The following is a 21,597-nucleotide window of genomic DNA, read 5'->3' on the forward strand; positions in this document are numbered from 1 at the left end:
TTGACTTTCCGTGAATGGGTGATTCACCATTCGTGATCTCAAGTGAAGGAACTGTGTCCGCGGGGGCTGCCGCTGTGTGGGGATCACTTTCTTGGAGCGGCAGACGCGGACACGCGCTGTCGAACGCCGACCGCAGGGTCCGGACCCGGCTGCGCACCGCCGTGGTCGGCGCGGTCTTCGTCGCCCTGGTGGCCGGCGTCGCACCCGCCGCCGTGGCGGTACCGCCGAAGGACGACCGCAGCGGCGTCGACCTGGTCGATCTGCCCGTCCCCGAGGACGCCGACGGCGCCGACGGCGGTGAACTGGCCGAGCTGACGACCAGTGAGGCCGAGCAGCCCGCGGAGTACGAGCCCACCCAGGTCACCGCCCCCGAGGGCGGCACCGTCGCCAAGGACCTCACCGGCCTCACCCCCGGCGAGCTGATCCCGATCAGCAGCGCCGACGGCACCACCGTCCTGCCCGTCGAGATCGGCGCCCCCGAGGACGCCCAGCCGGCCCAGGCCACCGCCCTGGAGGGCAACTGGCAGGTCGCCCTCGCCGATCAGAGCGAACTCGCCACCACCAGCATCGAGGGCGTCGCCCTCACGGTCACCCCGCCCGCCACCGCCACCGGCGACGCGGTCATCGCCCTCGACTACTCCGACTTCTCCGACCTGTACGGCGCCAACTGGGCCGACCGGCTGTCGTTCGTGCAGTACCCGGCGTGCTTCCTGACCACCCCGGACACCGAGGGCTGCTCCGAGCCCACCGAGGTCAACACCGACAACGTCGTGGAGCAGACCGGCACCGACACCGACGGCAAGCCGGTCTACGAGCGCAGGATCCTCGCCGAGGTCGACGCCGAGGCACTCGCCGCCGGCGGCACCACCACCGTCACCCCCGCCGCCACCGGCTCCGAGGGTTCCGTCACCGACGCGCTGTACCGCGGCCCCGGGAACCCGGGCGGCCCCCGTCTCGCCTCCCTCGCGCAGGCGGCAGCCGCGGGCTCCGGCTCCTCCGTGCTGCTCGCCACCGACTCCGGCGCCGGCTCCAAGGGCGACTTCGGCGCCACCCCGCTGGTCAGCGCGGGCACCTGGTCCGCGGGCGGCAACGCCGGCTCCTTCAACTACACCTACCCGCTCCAGGTCCCGGAGGTCCCCGGCGGCCCGGCGCCCTCGGTGTCGTTCGGCTACAACTCCCAGTCCGTGGACGGCCGTACCTCGGCCTCCAACAACCAGCCCTCCTGGATCGGCGACGGCTGGGAGTACAACCCGGGCTCCATCACCCGGACGTACACCTCCTGCCGCGACGACCAGGCGGGCACCCACAACAACACCAAGAAGACCACCGATCTGTGCTGGGGCTCCTACAACGCCACCCTCACCCTGGGCGGCGCCACCACGGACCTGGTCCTCCCCGACACCGCGACCTCCGCCTACGGCGACAAGTGGGTCACCGCCAACGGCGACGGCTCACGCGTCGAACTGCTGAAGTACACCGGCTTCGGCAACGGCGACGCCGACGGCGAGTACTGGCGCGTCACCACCAGGGACGGCACCCAGTACTGGTTCGGCCGGCATCTGCTGCCCGGCTTCGGCACCGGCGACCCGGCGACCAACTCCGTCCTCAGCGTGCCCGTCGCCGGCAACCAGCCCGGCGAGCCGTGCTACCAGGCCGACGACTTCGCGGGCTCCTTCTGCTCCCAGGCATGGCGCTGGAATCTCGACTACGTCGTCGACGCCAACGGCAACGCCATGTCTCTGTACTGGACGAAGGAGAAGAACCACTACGCGAAGAACAACAAGTACAAGACCCCGGTCTCCTACGACCGCGGCGGCTACCTCCGGCGCATCGAATACGGCCTGACCAGCGCCGACCTCTACGCCCCGCCCATCGCCAGGGTCTCCTTCGACACCGACGAGCGCTGCTTCAAGGAAGGCGACCTCGTCTGCACGGCGGAGGGCGACAGCAACGACAACTTCACCTCCGGCGAGTTCGCCAAGAACCGCATCTGGTACGACACCCCGGCCGATCTGTACTGCGCCTCCGGCAAGGAGTGCTACGTCCCCGTCCCCACCTTCTGGTCCCGCAAGCGCCTGGCCCAGGTGACCACCTGGACCCAGCGCACCGAAGGCACCACGGACCTGTCCAAGGTGGACAGCTGGACCCTCCAGCAGTCCCTGCCCGCCGACCTCACCGACGAGGGCACGGCCCTGTGGCTGGAGTCCGTCACCCGCACCGGCTACGCCCCCGACGGCGAACCGCAGGCCCTCAACCCGGTGCAGTTCCTCGCCAACAGCCAGTCGATGCCCAACCGGTACAAGCGCGGTACCGGTGACCCGAACCCGGCCTTCGACCGGCTGCGCATCCAGCGGGTGGTGAGCGAGTACGGCGGCGAGACCCTCGTCACCTACGAGACCGACGACTGCCGGCCCGGCGGGCAGTTCCCGCAGCCGGAGGACAACACCACCCTGTGCTTCCCGGTGTACTGGCACACCGACCCCGATGTCGAGAAGATCGACTGGTTCCACAAATACCGGGTCGCCTCGGTCCAGGAAATGCCCGCCCTCACCGGCGTGCCCCCCGTCACCACCTCCTACGAGTATCTCGGCGGCGGGGCCTGGGCGCTGAACCAGGCGGAGTTCTCCAAGAAGAAGACCCGCACCTACGACCAGTGGCGCGGCTACGCCCGGGTCCGCACCGTCACCGGCGAGGATCTGTCCACCCCCTATGTCTCCACCGCCCGGGGCATGACGGAGACCCGCTACTTCCGGGGGATGCACGGCGATCCCCTGCCCGGCGGCAGCACCCGCTCGGTCTCCGTCGTCGACTCCACCGGCGCCGCCATCGCCACCGACCGCAAGCAGTACGCGGGCCGGGTCGCGGAGACCCTGACCTACGCGAAGAACGGCGGCGACCTGCTGACCCGCAGCATCGACTACCCGAGGTCGATCCTGCTGGCCAGCCGCGACCGCACCGGCGGCATCCCGGCCCTGGAGGCGCACCGGGTCCTGGACAGCCAGAGCCTGACCTCCACCCGCTCCTCCGGCACCGGCGACGACACCCGCACCTGGCGCTCGCTGAAGACCGTCCACACCTACGACGACACCTACGGCCTCCCCACCCAGGTCGAGGACCAGGGCGACGCGGGGAAGACCGGCGACGAGACCTGCACGGTCCTCACCTACCTCCACAACACCGCCAAGCACCTCATCGGCCTCCCCGCACAGACCCTCACCACCGCCGGGACCTGCGCGGACGCGGCCACCGCCACCGCCGCCGACTGGATCGACGGCTCCCGCGTCGGCTACGACGGCACCACCGCGTTCAGCGCGACGGCCGCCCCCGCCTCCCCCAACCCCACCATCACCTGGGCCGTCAACGGCACCGGCGGCGGCTGGACCAGGGACGGCGAGGTCGCCTACGACTCCTACGGCCGCACCACGTCCACCAAGGACGCCGACGGCAACCCCTCCACCACCACCTACCGCCCGAGCCAGGGCCAGGTCCACGAGATCGAGACCGCCAACGCCCTCGGCCACAGCGAGGTCAGCAAGCTGGAACCGGGCCGCGGGGTGGCCCTCTCCGAGCGGGACACCAACGGCCGCACCACCACCTTCGGCTACGACGCGCTCGGCCGCTCCACCGAGGTGTGGGCCCCGGGCCGCGCGACCTCCCAGTCCCCCTCGGCCAAGTTCAGCTACCGCACCACCATCGGCCAGCCCGTCTCGATCACCACCGAGGCCCTCACCCACGAGGGCGGCTACGACACCTCCACCGTCATCTACGACGGACTCGGCCGCGAACGCCAGAAACAGGAACCGGCGGTCGGCGGCGGCCGACTGATCACCGACACCCTCTACAGCGCCAACGGCACCATCCAGCAGACCAACAACGGCTACTACGCCGAGGGCGACCCCTCGATCGAGCTGTTCGACCTGGCCTCCGACTACCAGGTCCCCAACGCCACCCTCTACTCCTACGACGGCGCAGGCCGCACCCTCTCGGAGACCCCCTACCTCAACGGCCAGGCCGTCCCCGCCAAGGCGACCCGCTACGAGTACCGCTACGACCACTCCACGGTGATCCCGCCGCAGGGCGCCGCCGCCCAGCGCACCTGGTCCGACGCCCAGGGCCGCACGGTCCGCGTCGACACCTTCACCGACGCCCTGCGCTCCGCGTACCGCGCGACCACCTACACCTATGACGCGCGCGGCGACCAGGTCGAGGCCAAGGACTCCGAGGGCAACCGCTGGACCTGGACGTACGACGCCCGGGGCCGCGAGACCGAATCGGTCGACCCGGACGCCGGCACCACCACCACGACCTACGACACCCTGGACCGCCCGGTCCTGGTCACCTCCGAGACCGCGACCGTCCACACCGCGTACGACGACCTCTCCCGCCCCACCGAACAGCGCCTCGGCTCCGCCACCGGAACCCTGCTGGCCAAGACCGAGTACGACACCCTGATCGGCGGCGCCGGCCTGCCCACCGCGCAGACCCGCTACACCGGCGGCCAGCCCTACACCACCGCGGTCACCGGATACACCACCGACTACCAGCCGACCGGCCAGAAGATCAGCATCCCCGAGTCGGTCGCCCTCCAGCACGACCTGGCACCGGAGTACGCCTACAGCTTCGAATACTCGGCGCTGGGCCGTCTGGAGGCGGTCAACCTCCCCTCCGTCGGCACCCTGCCCGCCGAGAAACTGGTCATCCGCTACAACGAGGACGGCCTGCCGGTCTCCACCTCCGGCCTCGCCTGGTACACCTCCCAGACCTCCTACTCCCCCTACGGCCAGGTGCTGCGCACGGTCAGCGGCGAGAACCCCAACCGGGTCTGGACGACCAACCTGTTCGACGAGGCCACGGGTGAGCTGAAGCAGAGCATCGTCGACCGCCAGTCGACCAGCGACACCACCGGCGTCACCGGCAACCGCGTCAACTCCCGCACCTACGGCTACGACCCGGCCGGCAATGTCACCTCCATCGCCGACCTCTCCAACTCGGTCACCGACCGCCAGTGCTTCGGCTACGACGCCCTCGGCCAGCTCACCGACGCCTGGACCGCGCCGTCGTCCTGCACCGCCACCGGCAAGACCCACGCGGCGCCGAAGTACGCCGACGGCACCACCAATGTCACCGCCGCCAACAGCGGCTACTGGCAGAGCTACTCCTACGACGCCCTCGGCAACCGCGAGAAGCTGATCCAGCACGACCCGGGCCTGAACGCGGCCAAGGACGCGACGACCACGTACGCCTACGGCAAGACGGACGGCACCCAGCCCCACACCCTCACCGGCACGTCCAAGACGTACACCGCGGACTCCGGAGCGCAGGTCACCAAGGCGACGACCCTCACCTACGACGACGCCGGCAACACGGCCACCCGTACCGCCGACGGCTCCGAGCAGGCGCTGACCTGGACCTGGGACGGCCAGGTCGAGTCCGTCACCGGCTTCGGCGAGAACGGCTCCGGCGCCTGGCTGGGCCTGGCGAACAAATGCCTGGACCTCACCTCGTCCCTCACCACCCCCGGCACCCCCCTCCAGCTCTACACCTGCAACGGCTCCAAGGCGCAGAAGTACCGCATCGACCCGGCGTCCTCCGCCGACCCCTCCACCGGCACCCTGAAGATCCTCGGCAAGTGCGCGCAGCCCAAGGACGGCGGCACGGCCAACGGCACCCCGGTGGTGATCGCCGACTGCACGGGAGCGGCCCCCCAGCAGTGGAAGGCCGACCCCACCGGCAACAAACTCCGCCACATCGCCTCCAACAAGTGCCTGGACGTCCCCGGCGCCAACTCCACCGACAGCACCGACCTCCAGCTCTACACCTGCGACACGAACGGCCTCGCCCAGTCCTGGGTCCCCGACAAGGCCACGACCTACGTCTACGGCGGCGACGGCAGCCGTCTGATGACCCTCTCAGCCACCGAGAGCACCCTGCATCTCGGCGAGTCGACGATCTCCGTCAACGCGGCCGGCGGCCCCGCCTACACCGAGCGCTACTACTCCCAGCCCGGCGCCCCCACGGTCATGCGCCACGCCCAGGGCTCGGCGGCGGCGGAACTCTCGGCCCAGATCACCGACCAGAACGGCACGGCGTACGCCAATGTCGCCCTGGCCGCGGGCAACCGGGTCAAGTTCTCCAAGACGGACGCGTTCGGCGTGGAACGCGCCGAATCCTCCACCTGGCGCTCCCACCAGGGCTACATCGGCGGCACGGAGGACACGACCGCGGGCCTGATCCACCTGGGCGCCCGCCTCTACGACCCCACGACGGGCCGCTTCCTCTCCCCCGACCCGGTCCTGGACCTGGCGGACCCGGTCCAGATGAACGGGTATGTGTACTGCGAGAACAACCCGGTGACGTTCTCGGATCCGACGGGGTTGATGTCGTCGGCGGATGGGGCCGGTGGCGGGGGCGGCGGCAACTCGATGAGTTCGGAGGAGGCGTGGGCGCACGGTCAGCTGAACATGACCCTGACCGATATCGTCCTGGCGCACGGATGGGCCGCGCTGAGCGAGTTCTTCGACCTCGGTGAGGTGGTGAGCTGCTTCACCCGGGGCGACCTGTGGGCCTGCGGCAAGGTGCTGATCGGCGCACTGCCGTGGACCAGGCTCGGCAAGATCCCCGGAGTGCTGAAGGCGGCGAACAACATCGCCAACGCGATCCAGGCATGGATGAAGGCCAAGGAGAAGGCCCGCAAGATCATCGAGGCGGCCAAGAAGGCTCGCGAAGCGGCGCGCAAGGCGAAGGAAGCGAAGCGCAAGGCGGCGGAACGCGCCGCCCAGCTGAAGAAGAAGGCCCAGCAGGCCGCGACGCGCCAGGCGAAGAAGGCGGTGGAGAAGACCGGAAACGCGGTCCAGAAAACGAAGAAGGCCGACGCGAAGAAGGCGGAGTCCAAGCCTCAGCAGGCGAAGGCGAAACCGGAGAAGTCGTCCGGGGGCGGCAACGAACGCTGCGATGACAGCAACAGCTTCGTCCCCGGCACCCAGGTCCTCATGGCCGACGGCACCACCAAGCCCATCGACCAGGTGAAGAACGGCGACAAGGTCCTCGCCACGGACCCGGAAACCGGCGAGACGGCCGTGGAGACGGTCACCGCACAGATCCAGGGCAAGGGCGCCAAGAACCTGGTCAAGCTGACGATCGCGGTGACCGACACCCAGACCTCCGAGGTCACGGCGACGGACGGCCACCCGTTCTGGGTCCCGGAACTGGGCGAGTGGATCGACGCGACGGACCTGACCTCAGGCCAGTGGCTGCGCACCAGCGCCGGCACGTATGTCCAGATCACGGCAGTGGAACGGTGGACGGCGGCGGACGCCACGGTCCACAACCTGACGGTCAGTGATCTGCATACGTACTATGTGGTGGCGGGCGTTGCCCCGGTACTCGTGCATAACTGTGGTGAGTCCGAGGAGGCTGCCCCTGCGGAGGCTGCCTCTGAGGGGCCGCAAAGTCTCTACCACTACACGAATGAAGCGGGGCATGACGGAATCCTTTCGAGTGGCGAGATGAGACCTTCCCTGAAGGCAAACAACCCGAAGGATGCTCGCTATGGAGATGGCCAGTATCTGACGGATATCCGGCCCGGGACGAAGACGCTCGGACAGCTCTCGGCAGCATTCTTGCGTGTCCCATGGGCTGGACGTAAGTTCACTCACTACATCGAAATTGACGTCAGAGGGCTAGACGTAGTGGAAGGGAGGCCAGGAGTGTTCGTGATCCTAAACAGCGGGTCACTTGATCTAACCGGCCGCATCCTCAACTCTGGAAGGAACTAGAGGTGAGGTACGTCAAGGTCGCATGGGTTCACGACTTCGCTGATGATCCTGTGCTCTATCTCAGTGAACTCGGCGACGACGGATATGAGAATCGGAAGGTGCAGTTCTATCGGGACGGCCGATCCGAATGGGCGGACGAGGGTTTCGAAACCGCAACTGTTGGTCTGTCGGAAGTTCCTTTTCCGCCATTGGAGGAAATTTCCAGCCAACCGGAGTTCATTGTCCAAGCCATCACTCCGGAAGAGTTCGAGCGTGCTTGGAACGAGGCACACGCGGACTTCTGACGTACCGTCCACGGCCACACCCTGCGTCGCTGTCGGCGGCTATTGGAGCACTTGAGTATCGGATCGCCAGGGTGATGGATTTCGAGGCGAGGTATCCTGATTACTTACGACCATTCGAGGCTCGGGCTGGTGCCTTCGGAGGAGGGGGGATATTAAATCCTGGCTCGTGGCCTTGTGGCGGGAAGGGCATGCGTCGAGCTTGAAAGCTGAGGAATTTATCGCCGAGTTCGGAGGGTTGGTGGTCCAACCTGTAAATCGAACAGGGCTGAATTTTTCCAATGACTAGCCGTTCGACTTTGATCCGATTTCGGCTGGCGCAGATCGGCATTTGGTGTGCCGTTACTCGGAGTCCGGGGGTGAATCCATGGCCTTGATAGCAGTGAGCACGAAGAATGAAAGCGAGAGCGTATGATGCGGCTGGGGCGATCCGGGGCGGCAGTGATACTGGGTGTGTTGTTGTCGGGGTGCACCGCAACGGGCGGAGGCGGCGGAGGTGCAGATGAGCTGCTCAAGCCAATGCCTCACGGAAGCGCCACGATCGATAGCCGAGGGCTACGAGGGGCGTCATTGATGTCCAACGAGGTAGGCGGATTCACTGTTTCTGACGTGGATGGCCAGACGGACGTGGTGGTCGAGCAGGATGTTTGTGCCCCCTTGGCTGAGGCGTTGTCGGGCGACATCATCGCCAAGCCGACGTCTACGGAGATCCGGGAAGCCTCCGGCGAAAGCGTCACCGTGACTCTCTTGCTCGCCCAGTACGGCGACGGCAAGGCATCCCCCGCCCTCGACACCCTCGCCACCTCCACCAACACCTGCGCCGACGGTTTCACCGCCACCGTCGACGGCAAGCCCCACCACTTCACCCAGATCACCCCCGAACTCGCCCCCGAAGGCGCCGACCAGGCCATGGCGCTCGGCGCCCAAGTCGAGCGGGACGGGACGAAGACCCCCGTCAAGGTCGTCGTCCTCCGCAAGGGCGACACCGTCGCCTACCTCAGCGCCGTCCCCGACGGCCGCACTCCCGACGGCTTCGCCGTACCCCCCGCCCTCATCGGCGCCCAGCTCGCCAAGCTGGCCCAGTGAAAGCACCCAACGAAAACCCCGGCTGACGGCAAGTCGGCCGACCAGCAGATCCACAGAAAGCGAACACCGCACCCCATGCACAGACCCGGCATACGCCACCGCCACCCCCGTACCACCCTCGCCGCCGCCACCGCCCTTCTCTCCCTCACCCTCCTCACCGCCTGCGGCGGCTCCGGCGGCTCCGGTTCCGGTGATGCCGAGGGGAAGGACGGGGACGGCACCGCCACCCCCACGACCGCCGCCGTAGTCGAAGAGGCGACCCCCCTCACCCCCGCCGAACTGGAGACGGCCTCCCTCACCAAGGCCGACCTCGACAACTACGAGGTCGCCGAGGCACCGGAGTCGGACGTCTCCGCCGCCGAGGCCGCGAAGGTCACCGGTGAGGACTGCGCCCCCGCCGGCCGCACCATCGCCGGCGCCGCCCTCGGCACGGCGGACGCCACCACCCACCGCCGGTTCACCGGCGGCGCCGCCGACGCCTCCGACTATCTGAACATCAACACCGGCATGGTCACCCTCGCCTCCTACCCCTCCGCCGCCGACGCCGCAGCCGCGCTGAAGACGCTCGGCGATGCCGTCACCGCCTGCGCGGACGGCTTCGAGTGGACCATCGGCGGCGAGAAGCTGACCGCCACCGAGGTCACCGAGGACACCGCCCCCGACGCGGGCGACGAGGCCGTCGCGTTCACCGTCGTCAGCCCGGTCGAGGGCGTCGACGCCCCCTGGAAGGGGCTCGTCTTCCGCGAGGGAGCCACCCTCGCCCACTACAGCCTGGTCAACGCCGCCGCGGTCGACTCCGGCAAGGACGCTCCCTTCCCCGCCGTCCTCGTCACCGCCCAGGCGGACAAGCTGCGCGGCTGAGCCGCACCGCTGCCCAGCTTCCTCCCCCTCCCCTCCCCTCTCCAACAAAATCAACAACACCTCATGGTGTTCTTTGTTTGATTGTGGTGAAGTGACCTTGGTGGCAGCAGTCGGCGGGCAGGGCGCCCCAGGGCCCCGCCCGCCGACTGACCGAGGAGCGCAAGGGGAGCCCGTCCGTGAAGAAGACCTCGACCCGGCTGGCCGACGGTCGTGAGCTGATCTACTACGACCTCGGCGACACCGGCACACGGAACGCGCCCGACCGGCGTCCCCTGGAGCCCACGGTCACCTCCTCCGAGGTCCGCCGCGACCCGCTGCTCGGCGACGCCGTGGCCATCGCCTCCCACCGCCAGGGCCGTACCTACCACCCGCCCCCCGACCAGTGCCCCCTCTGCCCCACCCGGGGCGACCGGCTCACCGAGATCCCGGACTCGTCGTACGACGTGGCCGTCTTCCAGAACCGGTTCCCCTCCCTCGCCGGGGAGGCCGGGCGCTGCGAGGTGGTCTGCTTCACCTCCGACCACGACAGTTCGTTCGCCGGGCTCGGCCGCGACCACGCGCGCCTCGTCCTCGACGCCTGGACCGACCGCACCGCCGAGCTGTCCCAACTCCCCTCCGTCCGGCAGGTGTTCTGCTTCGAGAACCGCGGCGCCGAGATCGGCGTCACCCTCCAGCACCCGCACGGCCAGATCTACGCCTACCCCTTCGTCACCCCCCGCACCGCCCTGATGCTCCGCCAACTCGCCGCGCACCGCCGGGCGAGCGGCGGCGGAAACCTCTTCGACGCCGTCCTCGCCCGTGAACTCGCCGCCGAGCGGGTAGTCCTCACGGGTGAACACTGGGCGGCCTTCGTCCCCTACGCCGCCCACTGGCCGTACGAGGTCCACCTGTACCCGCGCCGCCGGGTGCCCGATCTGCTCGCCCTGGACGAGGACGCGCGCACAGAGTTCCCCCAGATCTATCTGGAACTCTTGCGTCGGTTCGACCGGATCTTCGGGGACGGTGAGCCGCCGACGCCCTACATCGCGGCCTGGCACCAGGCCCCGTCCGGGTCGCCGGCGGACTTCGACGGCGTCAGCCGTGACGACTTCGCGCTGCATCTGGAGCTTTTCACCATCCGCCGGACGTCCGGCAAGCTGAAGTACCTCGCGGGCTCCGAATCCGGTATGAGCGTGTTCATCAACGATGTGCCGCCGGAGCGCGCGGCCCAGCGACTGCGAGAGGTAGCGAGTTCATGAAGCACCTGAAGTACCTGGTGACGGGCGGGGCGGGGTACGTCGGGAGCGTGGTCGCCCAGCATCTGCTGGAGGCCGGGCACGAGGTCACCGTCCTCGACAACCTCTCCACCGGTTTCCGCGAGGGCGTCCCCGCGGGCGCCGCCTTCATCGAGGGCGACCTCCGCGACGCCGCGAAGCACCTCGACGCCTCCTACGCGGCTGTCCTCCATTTCGCCGCGTTCTCCCAGGTCGGCGAGTCGGTCGCGCACCCCGAGAAGTACTGGGACAACAACGTCGGCGGCACCATGGCCCTGCTCGCCGCCATGCGCGACAGCGGCATCGGCACCCTCGTCTTCTCCTCCACCGCCGCCACCTACGGCGAACCCGAGCAGATCCCCATCCCCGAGTCCGCCCCCACCCGCCCCACCAACCCCTACGGCGCCTCCAAACTCGCCGTCGACCACATGATCACCGGCGAGGCCACCGCCCACGGCCTGGCCGCCGTCTCCCTGCGCTACTTCAATGTCGCGGGCGCGTACGGCGCCTGCGGCGAGCGCCACGACCCCGAGTCGCACCTCATCCCCCTCGTCCTCCAGGTCGCCCAGGGCCGCCGCCCGTCCATCTCGGTCTACGGCGACGGCTACCCCACCCCCGACGGCACCTGCGTCCGCGACTACATCCATGTCGCCGACCTCGCCGACGCCCATCTCCTCGCCCTCACCGCCGCCCGCCCCGGCGAGCACCTCATCTGCAACCTCGGCAACGGCGAGGGCTTCTCCGTCCGCGAGGTCATCGAGACCGTCCGGCGCGTCACCGGCCGTCCGATCCCCGAGACCGCGGCCCCGCGCCGCGGCGGCGACCCGGCCGTCCTCGTCGCCTCCGCCGCCACCGCCCGCGAGCGGCTCGGCTGGCACCCCTCCCGCCCCGACCTCGCGGCCATCGTCACCGACGCCTGGCAGTTCGCCCAGCACCTCGCAGAGAAGCGGTAGACCGATGGACACGGAACTTCAGCCGGCCCTGGACACCCAGGTCACCCGCGCCTTCGAGGATCTCTACGGCACCTCCCCCGACGGCGTCTGGGCCGCCCCCGGCCGCGTCAACCTCATAGGCGAGCACACCGACTACAACGACGGCTTCGTGATGCCCTTCGCGCTGCCGCACACCACCGTCGCCGCCGTCGCCCGCCGCACCGACGGCCGCCTCCGGCTGCACTCCGCCGACCTCGAAGCGGGCGGCGGCACGGGCATCGTCGAACTGCACCTCGACGCCCTCGCCCCCGGCACCGACCGCGACTGGACCGCGTACCCCGCCGGGGTCGTCTGGGCGCTGCGCGAGGCCGGGCACCCGGTGACCGGCGCCGACATCCATCTCGCCTCGACGGTCCCCACCGGCGCCGGGCTCTCCTCCTCGGCGGCCCTGGAGGTGGTCGTCGCCCTCGCCCTCAGCGACCTCCACGCCCTCGGCATCCCGCGCTGGAAGCTGGCCCGGCTGTGCCAGCGCGCCGAGAACGTCTATGTCGGCGCCCCCACCGGGATCATGGACCAGACCGCGTCCGCCTGCTGCGAGGCCGGACACGCCCTGTTCCTCGACACCCGCGACCTCTCCACCCGGCAGATCCCCCTCGACCTCGCCGCCGAGGGACTGCGCCTGCTGGTGGTCGACACCCGCGTCAAACACGCCCACAGCGACGGCGAGTACGGCAGGCGCCGCGCGGGCTGCGAGAAGGGCGCGGCCCTGCTGGGCGTCGACGCCCTCCGGGACATCGGGTACGACGGCCTGGACGAGGCCCTCGCCGCGCTCGGCGACGAGGAGGAGGTACGCCGGCTGGTACGGCACGTCGTCACCGAGGACCAGCGCGTCGAACGCGTCGTCACCCTCCTCGAAGCGGGCCGCACCCGGGAGATCGGCCCCGTCCTCACCGAGGGCCACGCCTCGCTCCGCGACGACTTCCGTGTCTCCTGCCCCGAACTGGACACGGTCGTGGACACCGCCCTCACCGCCGGCGCCCTCGGCGCCCGCATGACCGGCGGCGGCTTCGGCGGCTCGGCGATCGTCCTGACGGACGCGACCGAGGTCGACCCCGTCACCCAGGCGGTGACGGCAGCCTTCGCGGCGGCGGGCTTCACACCCCCGAGAACCTTCGAGGCGGTACCGGGGGAGGGGGCGCGAAGGGCTTTCTAGGGGCGCTGAGGGTACCCCTCACAACCGCTTCGTCAGCGTGTACTCCGTGACCCCCGGCGGATAGTCGGGGATCACGCACACCACCTCGTACCCCCGCTTCCGATAGAACTCCGGTGCCTGGAAGTCCCACGTCTCCAGCCGCACCGACCCGCACCCCCGCTCATCGCGCGCGATCCGCTCGGCCTCCGCCAGCAGCGCCCCGCCCAGCCCCGCGCCGCGCACCCGCTCGTCCACCCACAGCGTCGACACATGCAGCCAGCCCGCCCAGGTGTGCCCGGCCAGCCCGCCCGCGAGGGCGTCCGTGTCGTCCAGCGCCCACAACTGGAGCGGAGCCTCCCGGTCCCGCCCGGTGGCGCGCAGGGCGCGCAGTTCGGGCGAGGCCGCGGTGTTGGCGGCGCGCAGCCCCGCCCCGAGCTGGGCCCGCCGGGCCGGGTCGACTTCCGCAACAAGACGAAACATGCGGCACACGATAGGCGTGCCGGGCAGGCCCGTTCTGCAAATAGGCGTCCGCTTCCGCAAATACGCTTCCGCCGCCCGCGCCCGCCCGTACCCTGAGGAACAGTGCCGGTGGGGGCCGGCGCGGATCAGGGGGCGAGACCAAAGTCGGGTACGACGCCCGATCGGGGGGTAGCAGTCTCTGCACGGCGGCGGCCGCGCGGCTCTGGCATCTCTCCGGGCGTCGTACCCGCGTCGGTCGTCGTACTCCGGACCAGTGGGGGTTGTCAGTGGTTCGCATCCGAGTACTGGTCGTCGACGACCATCGAATCTTCGCCGAGTCGCTCGCCGCGGCGCTCGCGGCCGAGCCCGACGTGGATGTCTCCGCGGCCGGGAGCGGCCCGGCGGCGCTGCGCAGCCTGGAGCGCGCGGTGGCCGAGGGCCGCCGCTACGACGTGCTGCTGGTGGACGCCGATCTCGGTGTCGCCCCGCCCGGGATACGCCCGGCGGTGCAGGAGGTCGGCGAGGACGGGCTGGTGGACGGGATCTCGCTGGTCGCGGGGGTCCGTTCGGCGCAGCCCGGCGTCCGGATCGTGGTCCTCGCCGAGAAGGACGATCCACGGCGGGCGGCGCTCGCGCTCCAGGCCGGGGCGTCCGGCTGGGTGGCGAAGGACTGCTCGCTGTCCCGGCTGCTGACGGTGATCCGGGGGGTGCTGCGCGACGAGACGCATCTGCCGCCCGCGCTGCTGACCGGGGTGCTGCGGGAGCTGACGGCGGCCCGCAAGCACCGTACGGAGAGTGAACGCCTGGTGGAGTCGCTCACTCCGCGTGAGCGGGAGGTGCTGCGCTGCATGGTGGCGGGGCTGGGCCGCAAGGCGGTGGCGGAGCGGCTGTTCCTCTCGCCGCACACGGTCCGCACCCATATGCAGAACGTGCTGGGCAAGCTGGGAGTGCACTCGACGCTGGCGGCCGTGGCCCTCGCCCGGCGGGCCGGGGTGGGGCCGGTGGATCTAACCGGGGATGTTGTCGAACGGGGCGGTCAGCTGGCGTAGCAGCGCGGCGAGTTCGCCGCGCTGGGCGCGGGACAGCTCGGCGAGGATCGCCCGCTCCTGGTCGAGGAGTCCGGCGAGAGCCTGGTCGGCGCGGTCGCGCCCCTCGTCGGTGAGCCGGACGAGGACGCCCCGGCGGTCGCTGGGGTCGGGCAGCCGTTCGACCAGGCCCTTCTTGGCGAGCCGGTCGATCCGGTTGGTCATCGTCCCGGACGTGACCAGCGTCTGGGTGAGCAACTGACCGGGGGAGAGCTGGTACGGGGTGCCCGCGCGGCGCAGCGCGGTGAGCACGTCGAACTCCCAGGGCTCCAGGCTGTGCTCGGCGAAGGCCAGCCGGCGCGCGCGGTCCAGATGCCGGGCGAGCCTGCTCACCCGGCTGAGTACTTCCAGCGGCTCCACATCGAGGTCCGGACGCTCCCGGCGCCACGCTGCGACCAGCCGATCGACCTCGTCCTCCATGACGATCAGTGTAGTGGTTGTGTCGACATGAAGTCTCTTGACATCAAGATACTTTCCGGTTCACTGTGGGAAGGGGAAAGAGACGCCCCCACCCCCCGCCCGAGGAGACCCCACCATGACCACCCCCGTGTGGGACCCCGTCCAGTACCTGCGGCACGCCGGGCTCCGCGCCCGCCCCTTCGCCGATCTGCTGGCCCATGTACCGGACCTCCCCGCCGAGCGGCCCCGGATCGCCGATCTGGGCTGCGGCCCCGGCACGGTCACCGTCGCCCTCGCCGAGCGCTGGCCCACCGCGCACATCACCGGGTACGACAACGCGCCGGAGATGCTGGCCGGGGCGGAGACCTACGCCGGGCCGACGCCGGGCGGCGGAACCCTCGACTTCGCGGCGGCCGACGCCCGCACCTGGACCCCGGACGAGACCCACGACCTGATCATCAGCAACGCCACGCTGCAATGGGTGCCGGGGCACCCGGACCGTTTCTCCGACTGGATCGCGGCGCTGGCCCCCGGCGGCACCTTCGCCTTCCAGGTCCCCGGCAACTACGACGCCCCGAGCCACCGCATCCTGCGCGAACTGGCCGGGGCCGATCCCCGGCTCGCCGGCACCCTGCGCCACGAGGACGCGGTCCGCACCCCCGCCGAGTACCACGAGGCCCTCACGTCCCTCGGCTGCGAGGCGGACGTCTGGGAGACCACGTACATCCATCTCCTGACGGGGGAGGACGCGGTGCTGGACTGGGTGAAGGGCACCGCCCTGCGCCCGGTCCTGACGGCCCTGTCCGGCGACCCGGGGGCCCGGGACGCCTTCCTCACGGCCTATCGCGCGCGGCTCCGCGAGGCGTACCCCGCCACCCCGCACGGCACCCCGTTCCCGTTCCGGCGGATCTTCGCGGTGGCGTCGGTGCGGGGGTGAGGGGTGCCGGGCGTGAGGGTTCAGGCCGTGCGGCCCAGGTGGGTGATGAGGATGTGGATGACGTCGTCGTCGATGACGTACAGGACGCGGTAGTCGCCGACGCGGAGGCGGCGGATGTCCACGCCGTAGGCGACGGAGTCGGCGGGGCGGGGGGCGTCGGCGAGTGCGTCGACGGCCTCGTAGACGGCGGTGAGACCGACGGGGTCTTCCTTCAGGAACCGTGTGGCCTGATCTGTGGCGCTCGCTTCCCAGATGATGCGGTAGGTCATGGGCGCAGCCCCAGGATGCGTCCGACCTCCTCGTGCGGAATGCCCGGCCCGAGCGTCCCCGCGAGCTTGCGCCGCTGATAGTCCGCCACCGCCAGTGCGTCCTCAAGATCCTCTATTACCTGTGGAGAGACGATCAGCGCCGCCACATGGCCGTGGTCGGTGATCGCGATGGTCTCCCGGCTGTGCGCAGCACGCCGCACCAGATCGCCGAGCTGGGCACGGGCCGCACTGATCGTGATCTCAGTCATGCGCACATGATTGCACAAGGTGAAGGTTGTTTACGTTTGGATGGTTGAGTGGAGAACCGTGCCCGGTCAGTTCTTCCGATGGCCTATCAGCCGAGGCTTCGGCTCCAGGCCGTCCAGGCCGTGCCAGGCCAGGTTCACCAGATGGGCCGCGACCTCCGCCTTCTTCGGCTTGCGGACCTCCAGCCACCACTGGCCGGTCAGGGCGACCATGCCGACCAGGGCCTGCGCGTAGAGGGGGGCGAGCTTGGGGTCGAAGCCTCGGCTCTTGAACTCCTTGCCGAGGATGTCCTCGACCTGCGTGGCGATGTCGGAGATGAGGGAGGCGAAGGAGCCGGTCGACTGGGGGATGGGGGAGTCCCGGACCAGGATGCGGAAGCCGTCCGTGTACTCCTCGATGTAGTCGAGGAGGGCGAACGCCGCCTCTTCCAGCAGCTCACGCGGGTGCCCGGCGGTCAGGGAGCCGGTCACGCCCTCCAGCAGCCGGCGCATCTCGCGGTCGACGACCACCGCGTAGAGCCCCTCCTTGCCGCCGAAGTGCTCGTACACCACCGGCTTGGACACCCCGGCCTTCGCCGCGATCTCCTCCACCGATGTGCCCTCGAACCCCTTCGCGGCGAACAGCGTGCGACCGATCTCCAGCAGTTGCTGGCGCCGCTCCGCACCGGTCATCCGGGTGCGGCGGACGCGCCGCGGCTTGTCATTGCTGGGGGTACTGGAGTCGGTCGCCACGCTGTCAATCATGCAGCCTCGGCGGGGTCTTTCCGCTGCCGGGAGCCGTCCAGGGCCTGGTTGCGCCGGGAATCGATACGCGAGCGTGACGGCCAGCGCACGTCATGGGCCCAGCCCGCCAGCTCGAACCAGCGGATCAGCCGGGCGGAGGAGTCGATCTGGCCGCGCTCCACACCGTGCCGCGCGGAGGTCGGGTCGGCGTGGTGCAGGTTGTGCCAGGACTCGCCGCAGGACAGCACCGCCAGCCACCACACATTGCCCGAGCGGTCCCGCGACTTGAACGGCCGCTTGCCCACCGCGTGGCAGATCGAGTTGATCGACCAGGTGACGTGGTGGAGCAGGGCCACCCGGACGAGGGATCCCCAGAAGAATCCGGTGAAGGCGCCCCACCAGGACATCGTCACCAGACCGCCGATCAGCGCGGGGAGGGCGAGGGAGACGCCGGTCCAGACGATGAACTGGCGGGAGATCGCGCGCAGCGCCGGGTCCTTGATCAGATCCGGGGCGTACTTCTCCTGCGGGGTGCGCTCCTCGTCGAACATCCATCCGATGTGGGCCCACCACAGGCCCTTCATCAGGGCGGGCACGGTCTCCCCGTAGCGCCACGGCGAGTGCGGGTCGCCCTCCGCGTCGGAGAACTGGTGGTGCTTGCGGTGGTCGGCGACCCAGCGCACCAGCGGCCCCTCGACCGCCATCGACCCGGCGATGGCCAGCGCGATCTTCAGCGGGCGGTTGGCCTTGAAGGAGCTGTGGGTGAAGTGGCGGTGGTAACCGATGGTGATGCCGTGGCAGCCCAGGAAGTAGAAGAAGACCATCAGAGCGAGGTCCAGCCAGCTCACCCCCCAGCCCCACACCAGCGGCACCGCCGTGATCAGCGCGAGAAAGGGGACGACGATGAACAGCAGCAGGGCGAACTGCTCAAGAGAACCCTTGCGGTCGCCGCCCAGCGTGGCGGACTGCGGTGGCTCCCCGGTCGCCTGGGCGGACGGTTGCGTGGTCTGGTCGATCACATCGGAGCTCGTGGTCATGGCGCGTCCCCTGGGGGGTCGTGGGTTGGGGGTACGGGTACCGGGATACCGGAACGGGGGAAACACCTGGACAGAGGCTTCCCTACGGTTCCGTAACCTACGGCGTCGTAAGTATGTCAGCGCGTAGCCCGGCGGCAAGAGCCCGACAGCCTGCGCGTCCCGCCCGACACCTATCCTTGGGGGTGGTCGGACAGCGCGGTCCGCTCTTTCTTCTGCCCGGAAGCCCGGCCCGTAAGCGGTCCCGCCGCGCCACGGACCACGGCCTCCTCCGACACGAGCCCCGAACTCATCAGCCGAGCCTCCCCACTGCAAGGAGCCGCACCTGTGAGCAGTGCCGACGACCAGACCACGACGACCACCGGCAGTGAACTGCGCGCCGACATCCGCCGGCTGGGCGACCTCCTGGGCGAGACCCTGGTCCGCCAGGAAGGCCCCGAACTGCTGGAACTCGTCGAGAAGGTCCGCCGTCTCACCCGCGAGGACGGCGAGGCCGCCGCCGAGCTGCTGCGCGGAACCGAGCTGGAGACCGCCGCCAAGCTGGTCCGCGCGTTCTCCACCTACTTCCACCTGGCCAATGTCACCGAACAGGTGCACCGGGGCCGGGAACTGCGCGCCAGGCGCGCCGCCGAGGGCGGACTTCTCGCCCGTACGGCCGACCGGCTGAAGGACGCCGACCCCGAGCACCTGCGCCAGACCGTCCGCCATCTCAGCGTCCGCCCGGTCTTCACCGCCCACCCCACCGAGGCCGCCCGCCGCTCCGTCCTCAACAAGCTCCGCCGGATCGCGGCCCTGCTGGACACCCCGGTCATCGAGTCCGACCGGCGCCGCCACGACACCCGGCTCGCCGAGAACATCGACCTGGTGTGGCAGACCGACGAGCTGCGGGTCGTCCGCCCCGAGCCCGCCGACGAGGCCCGCAACGCCATCTACTACCTCGACGAACTCCACGCCAACGCCGTGGGGGACGTCCTGGAGGACCTCACCGCCGAGCTGGAGCGGGTCGGCGTCGAGCTGCCCGCCGATGTCCGCCCGCTCACCTTCGGCACCTGGATCGGCGGCGACCGCGACGGCAACCCCAATGTCACCCCCCAGGTCACCTGGGACGTGCTGATCCTCCAGCACGAGCACGGCATCAACGACGCCCTGGAGATGATCGACGAGCTGCGCGGCTTCCTCTCCAACTCCATCCGCTACACCGGGGCCACCGAGGAACTCCTCGCCTCCCTCCAGGCCGATCTGGAGCGGCTGCCCGAGATCAGCCCGCGCTACAAGCGGCTCAACGCCGAGGAGCCCTACCGGCTCAAGGCCACCTGCGTCCGCCAGAAGCTGGTCAACACCAAGCACCGCCTCGCCACCGGCACCCCGCACGAACCGGGCCGCGACTACCTCGGCACCACCGAGCTGCTGCACGATCTGACCCTGATCCAGACCTCGCTGCGCGAGCACCGGGGCGCCCTGTTCGCCGACGGCCGGATGAACCGCACCATCCGCACCCTGGCCGCCTTCGGCCTCCAGCTCGCCACCATGGACGTCCGCGAGCACGCCGACGCCCACCACCACGCCCTCGGCCAGCTGTTCGACCGGCTCGGCGAGGAGTCCTGGCGCTACACCGACATGCCCCGCGAGTACCGGACGAAGCTGCTGGCCAAGGAGCTGCGCTCACGCCGCCCGCTGGCGCCCAGCCCGGCGCCGGTGGACGCGGCCGGGGCCAAGACGCTCGGGGTGTTCCAGACCGTCAAGCGGGCCCTTGAGGTGTTCGGGCCCGAGGTCGTGGAGTCGTACATCATCTCGATGTGCCAGGGCGCGGACGATGTGTTCGCCGCGGCCGTGCTCGCCCGGGAGGCCGGGCTGGTCGATCTGCACGCCGGGTGGGCGAAGGTCGGCATCGTCCCGCTCCTGGAGACCACCGACGAGCTGAAGGCCGCCGACTCCATCCTGGAGGACATGCTCTCCGACCCCTCCTACCGGCGCCTCGTCGCCCTGCGCGGCGATGTCCAGGAGGTCATGCTCGGCTACTCCGACTCCTCCAAGTTCGGCGGCATCACCACCAGCCAGTGGGAGATCCACCGCGCCCAGCGCCGACTGCGCGATGTCGCCCACCGCTACGGGGTACGGCTCAGGCTGTTCCACGGCCGGGGCGGCACCGTCGGCCGGGGCGGCGGCCCCACCCATGACGCCATCCTCGCCCAGCCCTGGGGCACCCTGGAGGGCGAGATCAAGGTCACCGAGCAGGGCGAGGTCATCTCCGACAAGTACCTCATCCCCTCCCTGGCCAGGGAGAACCTGGAGCTGACCGTCGCCGCCACGCTCCAGGCGTCCGCCCTGCACACCGCCCCCCGCCAGTCGGTGGAGGCGCTGGCCCGCTGGGACGCGGCGATGGACGTGGTCAGCGACGCCGCCGAGGCCACCTACCGCCGGCTGGTGGACGACCCGGACCTCCCGGCGTACTTCTTCGCCTCCACCCCCGTCGACCAGCTCGCCGACCTCCACCTCGGCTCGCGCCCCTCGCGCCGTCCGGACTCCGGCGCGGGTCTGGACGGACTGCGGGCGATCCCCTGGGTGTTCGGCTGGACCCAGTCCCGGCAGATCGTCCCCGGCTGGTTCGGGGTCGGCTCCGGGCTGCGGGCCCTGCGCGAGGCGGGCCTGGACACCGTCCTGGACGAGATGTACGGACAGTGGCACTTCTTCCGGAACTTCATCTCCAATGTCGAGATGACCCTCGCCAAGACCGATCTGCGGATCGCCGGGCACTATGTGGACACCCTCGTCCCCGACGAGCTGAAGCATGTCTTCACCACCATCCGCGCCGAGCACGCGCTCACCGTCGCGGAGATCCTGAAGATCACCGGTGAGGACGATCTGCTGAACGCCCAGCCCGTCCTGAAGCAGACGTTCACCATCCGGGACGCCTACCTGGACCCGATCTCCTACCTCCAGGTGGCCCTGCTCAAGCGCCAGCGCGACGCGGCGGCGAACGGCACCGACCCCGACCCGCTCCTCGCCCGCGCCCTGCTCCTCACGGTCAACGGCGTCGCGGCGGGCCTGCGCAACACGGGCTGACCG

The 21,597-nt window shown here is 70.1% G+C and carries 17 protein-coding genes; 11 read left to right on the plus strand and 6 right to left on the minus strand.

Annotated features, from left to right (window positions below; all coding sequences use genetic code 11):
• Positions 1-74 precede the first annotated feature (74 nt).
• The 8 genes from ABZX40_RS19415 (at position 75) to galK (ending at position 13,401) form a co-directional block, all read left to right on the plus strand.
• Positions 75-7,775, plus strand: a complete 7,701-nt coding sequence (locus ABZX40_RS19415; RefSeq protein WP_355739625.1) for an HYD1 signature containing ADP-ribosyltransferase family protein — start codon at positions 75-77, stop codon at positions 7,773-7,775.
• Between the two features lie 2 nt (positions 7,776-7,777).
• On the plus strand, positions 7,778-8,059 hold the full coding sequence (locus tag ABZX40_RS19420; protein ID WP_355739622.1) for a hypothetical protein: 282 nt from the start codon (positions 7,778-7,780) through the stop codon (positions 8,057-8,059).
• Positions 8,060-8,171: 112 nt separating this feature from the next.
• The gene (locus ABZX40_RS19425) at positions 8,172-8,345 is read left to right on the plus strand and encodes an SUKH-3 domain-containing protein (protein WP_355739726.1); all 174 of its coding nucleotides are present in this window, start codon (positions 8,172-8,174) and stop codon (positions 8,343-8,345) included.
• Between the two features lie 320 nt (positions 8,346-8,665).
• Positions 8,666-9,142, plus strand: a complete 477-nt coding sequence (locus ABZX40_RS19430) for a hypothetical protein (RefSeq protein WP_355739620.1) — start codon at positions 8,666-8,668, stop codon at positions 9,140-9,142.
• Positions 9,143-9,217: 75 nt separating this feature from the next.
• On the plus strand, positions 9,218-10,003 hold the full coding sequence (locus ABZX40_RS19435; protein ID WP_355739617.1) for a hypothetical protein: 786 nt from the start codon (positions 9,218-9,220) through the stop codon (positions 10,001-10,003).
• Positions 10,004-10,179: 176 nt separating this feature from the next.
• Positions 10,180-11,241 (plus strand): galactose-1-phosphate uridylyltransferase, encoded by a 1,062-nt coding sequence (gene galT, locus ABZX40_RS19440; RefSeq protein ID WP_355739615.1) that lies wholly within the window; start codon positions 10,180-10,182, stop codon positions 11,239-11,241.
• Entirely contained in the window at positions 11,238-12,209 is a 972-nt protein-coding gene (galE, locus tag ABZX40_RS19445) for a UDP-glucose 4-epimerase GalE (RefSeq protein WP_355739612.1), read from the plus strand. Before galT ends, galE begins: the two co-directional genes overlap by 4 nt.
• 4 nt (positions 12,210-12,213) lie before the next feature.
• Positions 12,214-13,401 (plus strand): galactokinase, encoded by a 1,188-nt coding sequence (gene galK, locus ABZX40_RS19450; RefSeq protein WP_355739610.1) that lies wholly within the window; start codon positions 12,214-12,216, stop codon positions 13,399-13,401.
• Between the two features lie 18 nt (positions 13,402-13,419).
• On the opposite strand, the gene ABZX40_RS19455 is transcribed toward galK, so the two are convergent.
• The gene (locus ABZX40_RS19455) at positions 13,420-13,872 is read right to left on the minus strand and encodes a GNAT family N-acetyltransferase (RefSeq protein ID WP_355739724.1); all 453 of its coding nucleotides are present in this window, start codon (positions 13,870-13,872) and stop codon (positions 13,420-13,422) included.
• Between the two features lie 254 nt (positions 13,873-14,126).
• Between ABZX40_RS19455 and ABZX40_RS19460 the strand changes: the two genes are divergently transcribed.
• Positions 14,127-14,888: a response regulator transcription factor gene (locus tag ABZX40_RS19460; RefSeq protein ID WP_355739607.1), complete on the plus strand. Its 762-nt coding sequence runs from the start codon at positions 14,127-14,129 to the stop codon at positions 14,886-14,888.
• On the opposite strand, the gene tamR is transcribed toward ABZX40_RS19460, so the two are convergent.
• On the minus strand, positions 14,847-15,344 hold the full coding sequence (tamR, locus tag ABZX40_RS19465; protein ID WP_355739605.1) for a MarR family transcriptional regulator TamR: 498 nt from the start codon (positions 15,342-15,344) through the stop codon (positions 14,847-14,849). The two genes, ABZX40_RS19460 and tamR, sit on opposite strands and share 42 nt — an antisense overlap.
• 115 nt (positions 15,345-15,459) lie before the next feature.
• Between tamR and ABZX40_RS19470 the strand changes: the two genes are divergently transcribed.
• Positions 15,460-16,260 carry a trans-aconitate 2-methyltransferase gene (locus ABZX40_RS19470; protein WP_355739602.1) on the plus strand — a complete coding sequence of 267 codons (801 nt, stop codon included), beginning with the start codon at positions 15,460-15,462 and terminating at the stop codon, positions 16,258-16,260.
• Between the two features lie 20 nt (positions 16,261-16,280).
• On the opposite strand, the gene ABZX40_RS19475 is transcribed toward ABZX40_RS19470, so the two are convergent.
• The 4 genes from ABZX40_RS19475 to ABZX40_RS19490 form a co-directional block, all read right to left on the minus strand.
• Positions 16,281-16,529: a type II toxin-antitoxin system RelE/ParE family toxin gene (locus ABZX40_RS19475; RefSeq protein WP_355739599.1), complete on the minus strand. Its 249-nt coding sequence runs from the start codon at positions 16,527-16,529 to the stop codon at positions 16,281-16,283.
• Entirely contained in the window at positions 16,526-16,777 is a 252-nt protein-coding gene (locus ABZX40_RS19480) for a type II toxin-antitoxin system Phd/YefM family antitoxin (RefSeq protein ID WP_355739597.1), read from the minus strand. The genes ABZX40_RS19475 and ABZX40_RS19480 overlap by 4 nt, the downstream gene beginning before the upstream one ends.
• Positions 16,778-16,843: 66 nt before the next feature.
• Entirely contained in the window at positions 16,844-17,518 is a 675-nt protein-coding gene (locus ABZX40_RS19485) for a TetR/AcrR family transcriptional regulator (protein ID WP_355739595.1), read from the minus strand.
• Positions 17,515-18,534 (minus strand): fatty acid desaturase, encoded by a 1,020-nt coding sequence (locus ABZX40_RS19490; protein WP_355739592.1) that lies wholly within the window; start codon positions 18,532-18,534, stop codon positions 17,515-17,517. The genes ABZX40_RS19485 and ABZX40_RS19490 overlap by 4 nt, the downstream gene beginning before the upstream one ends.
• Before the next feature lie 324 nt (positions 18,535-18,858).
• Here ABZX40_RS19490 and ppc point away from each other — a divergent pair, with 324 nt between their 5' ends.
• Positions 18,859-21,594, plus strand: a complete 2,736-nt coding sequence (ppc, locus tag ABZX40_RS19495) for a phosphoenolpyruvate carboxylase (RefSeq protein WP_355739589.1) — start codon at positions 18,859-18,861, stop codon at positions 21,592-21,594.
• The last annotated feature ends 3 nt before the right edge of the window (positions 21,595-21,597 follow it).

It is taken from the genome of Streptomyces sp. NPDC004610 (genome assembly GCF_040609715.1).
GTDB lineage: Bacteria > Actinomycetota > Actinomycetes > Streptomycetales > Streptomycetaceae > Streptomyces.

What these genes read in the sequence shown, in the direction of transcription:
- ABZX40_RS19470 (WP_355739602.1), top strand. Translation starts at nt 15,460, where the DNA reads ATGACCACCCCCGTGTGGGACCCCGTCCAGTACCTGCGGCACGCCGGG.
- galE (WP_355739612.1), top strand. Translation starts at nt 11,238, where the DNA reads ATGAAGCACCTGAAGTACCTGGTGACGGGCGGGGCGGGGTACGTCGGG.
- ABZX40_RS19480 (WP_355739597.1), bottom strand. Translation starts at nt 16,777, where the DNA reads ATGACTGAGATCACGATCAGTGCGGCCCGTGCCCAGCTCGGCGATCTG.
- tamR (WP_355739605.1), bottom strand. Translation starts at nt 15,344, where the DNA reads ATGGAGGACGAGGTCGATCGGCTGGTCGCAGCGTGGCGCCGGGAGCGT.
- ABZX40_RS19490 (WP_355739592.1), bottom strand. Translation starts at nt 18,534, where the DNA reads ATGACCACGAGCTCCGATGTGATCGACCAGACCACGCAACCGTCCGCC.
- ABZX40_RS19475 (WP_355739599.1), bottom strand. Translation starts at nt 16,529, where the DNA reads ATGACCTACCGCATCATCTGGGAAGCGAGCGCCACAGATCAGGCCACA.
- ABZX40_RS19435 (WP_355739617.1), top strand. Translation starts at nt 9,218, where the DNA reads ATGCACAGACCCGGCATACGCCACCGCCACCCCCGTACCACCCTCGCC.
- ABZX40_RS19485 (WP_355739595.1), bottom strand. Translation starts at nt 17,518, where the DNA reads ATGATTGACAGCGTGGCGACCGACTCCAGTACCCCCAGCAATGACAAG.
- galK (WP_355739610.1), top strand. Translation starts at nt 12,214, where the DNA reads ATGGACACGGAACTTCAGCCGGCCCTGGACACCCAGGTCACCCGCGCC.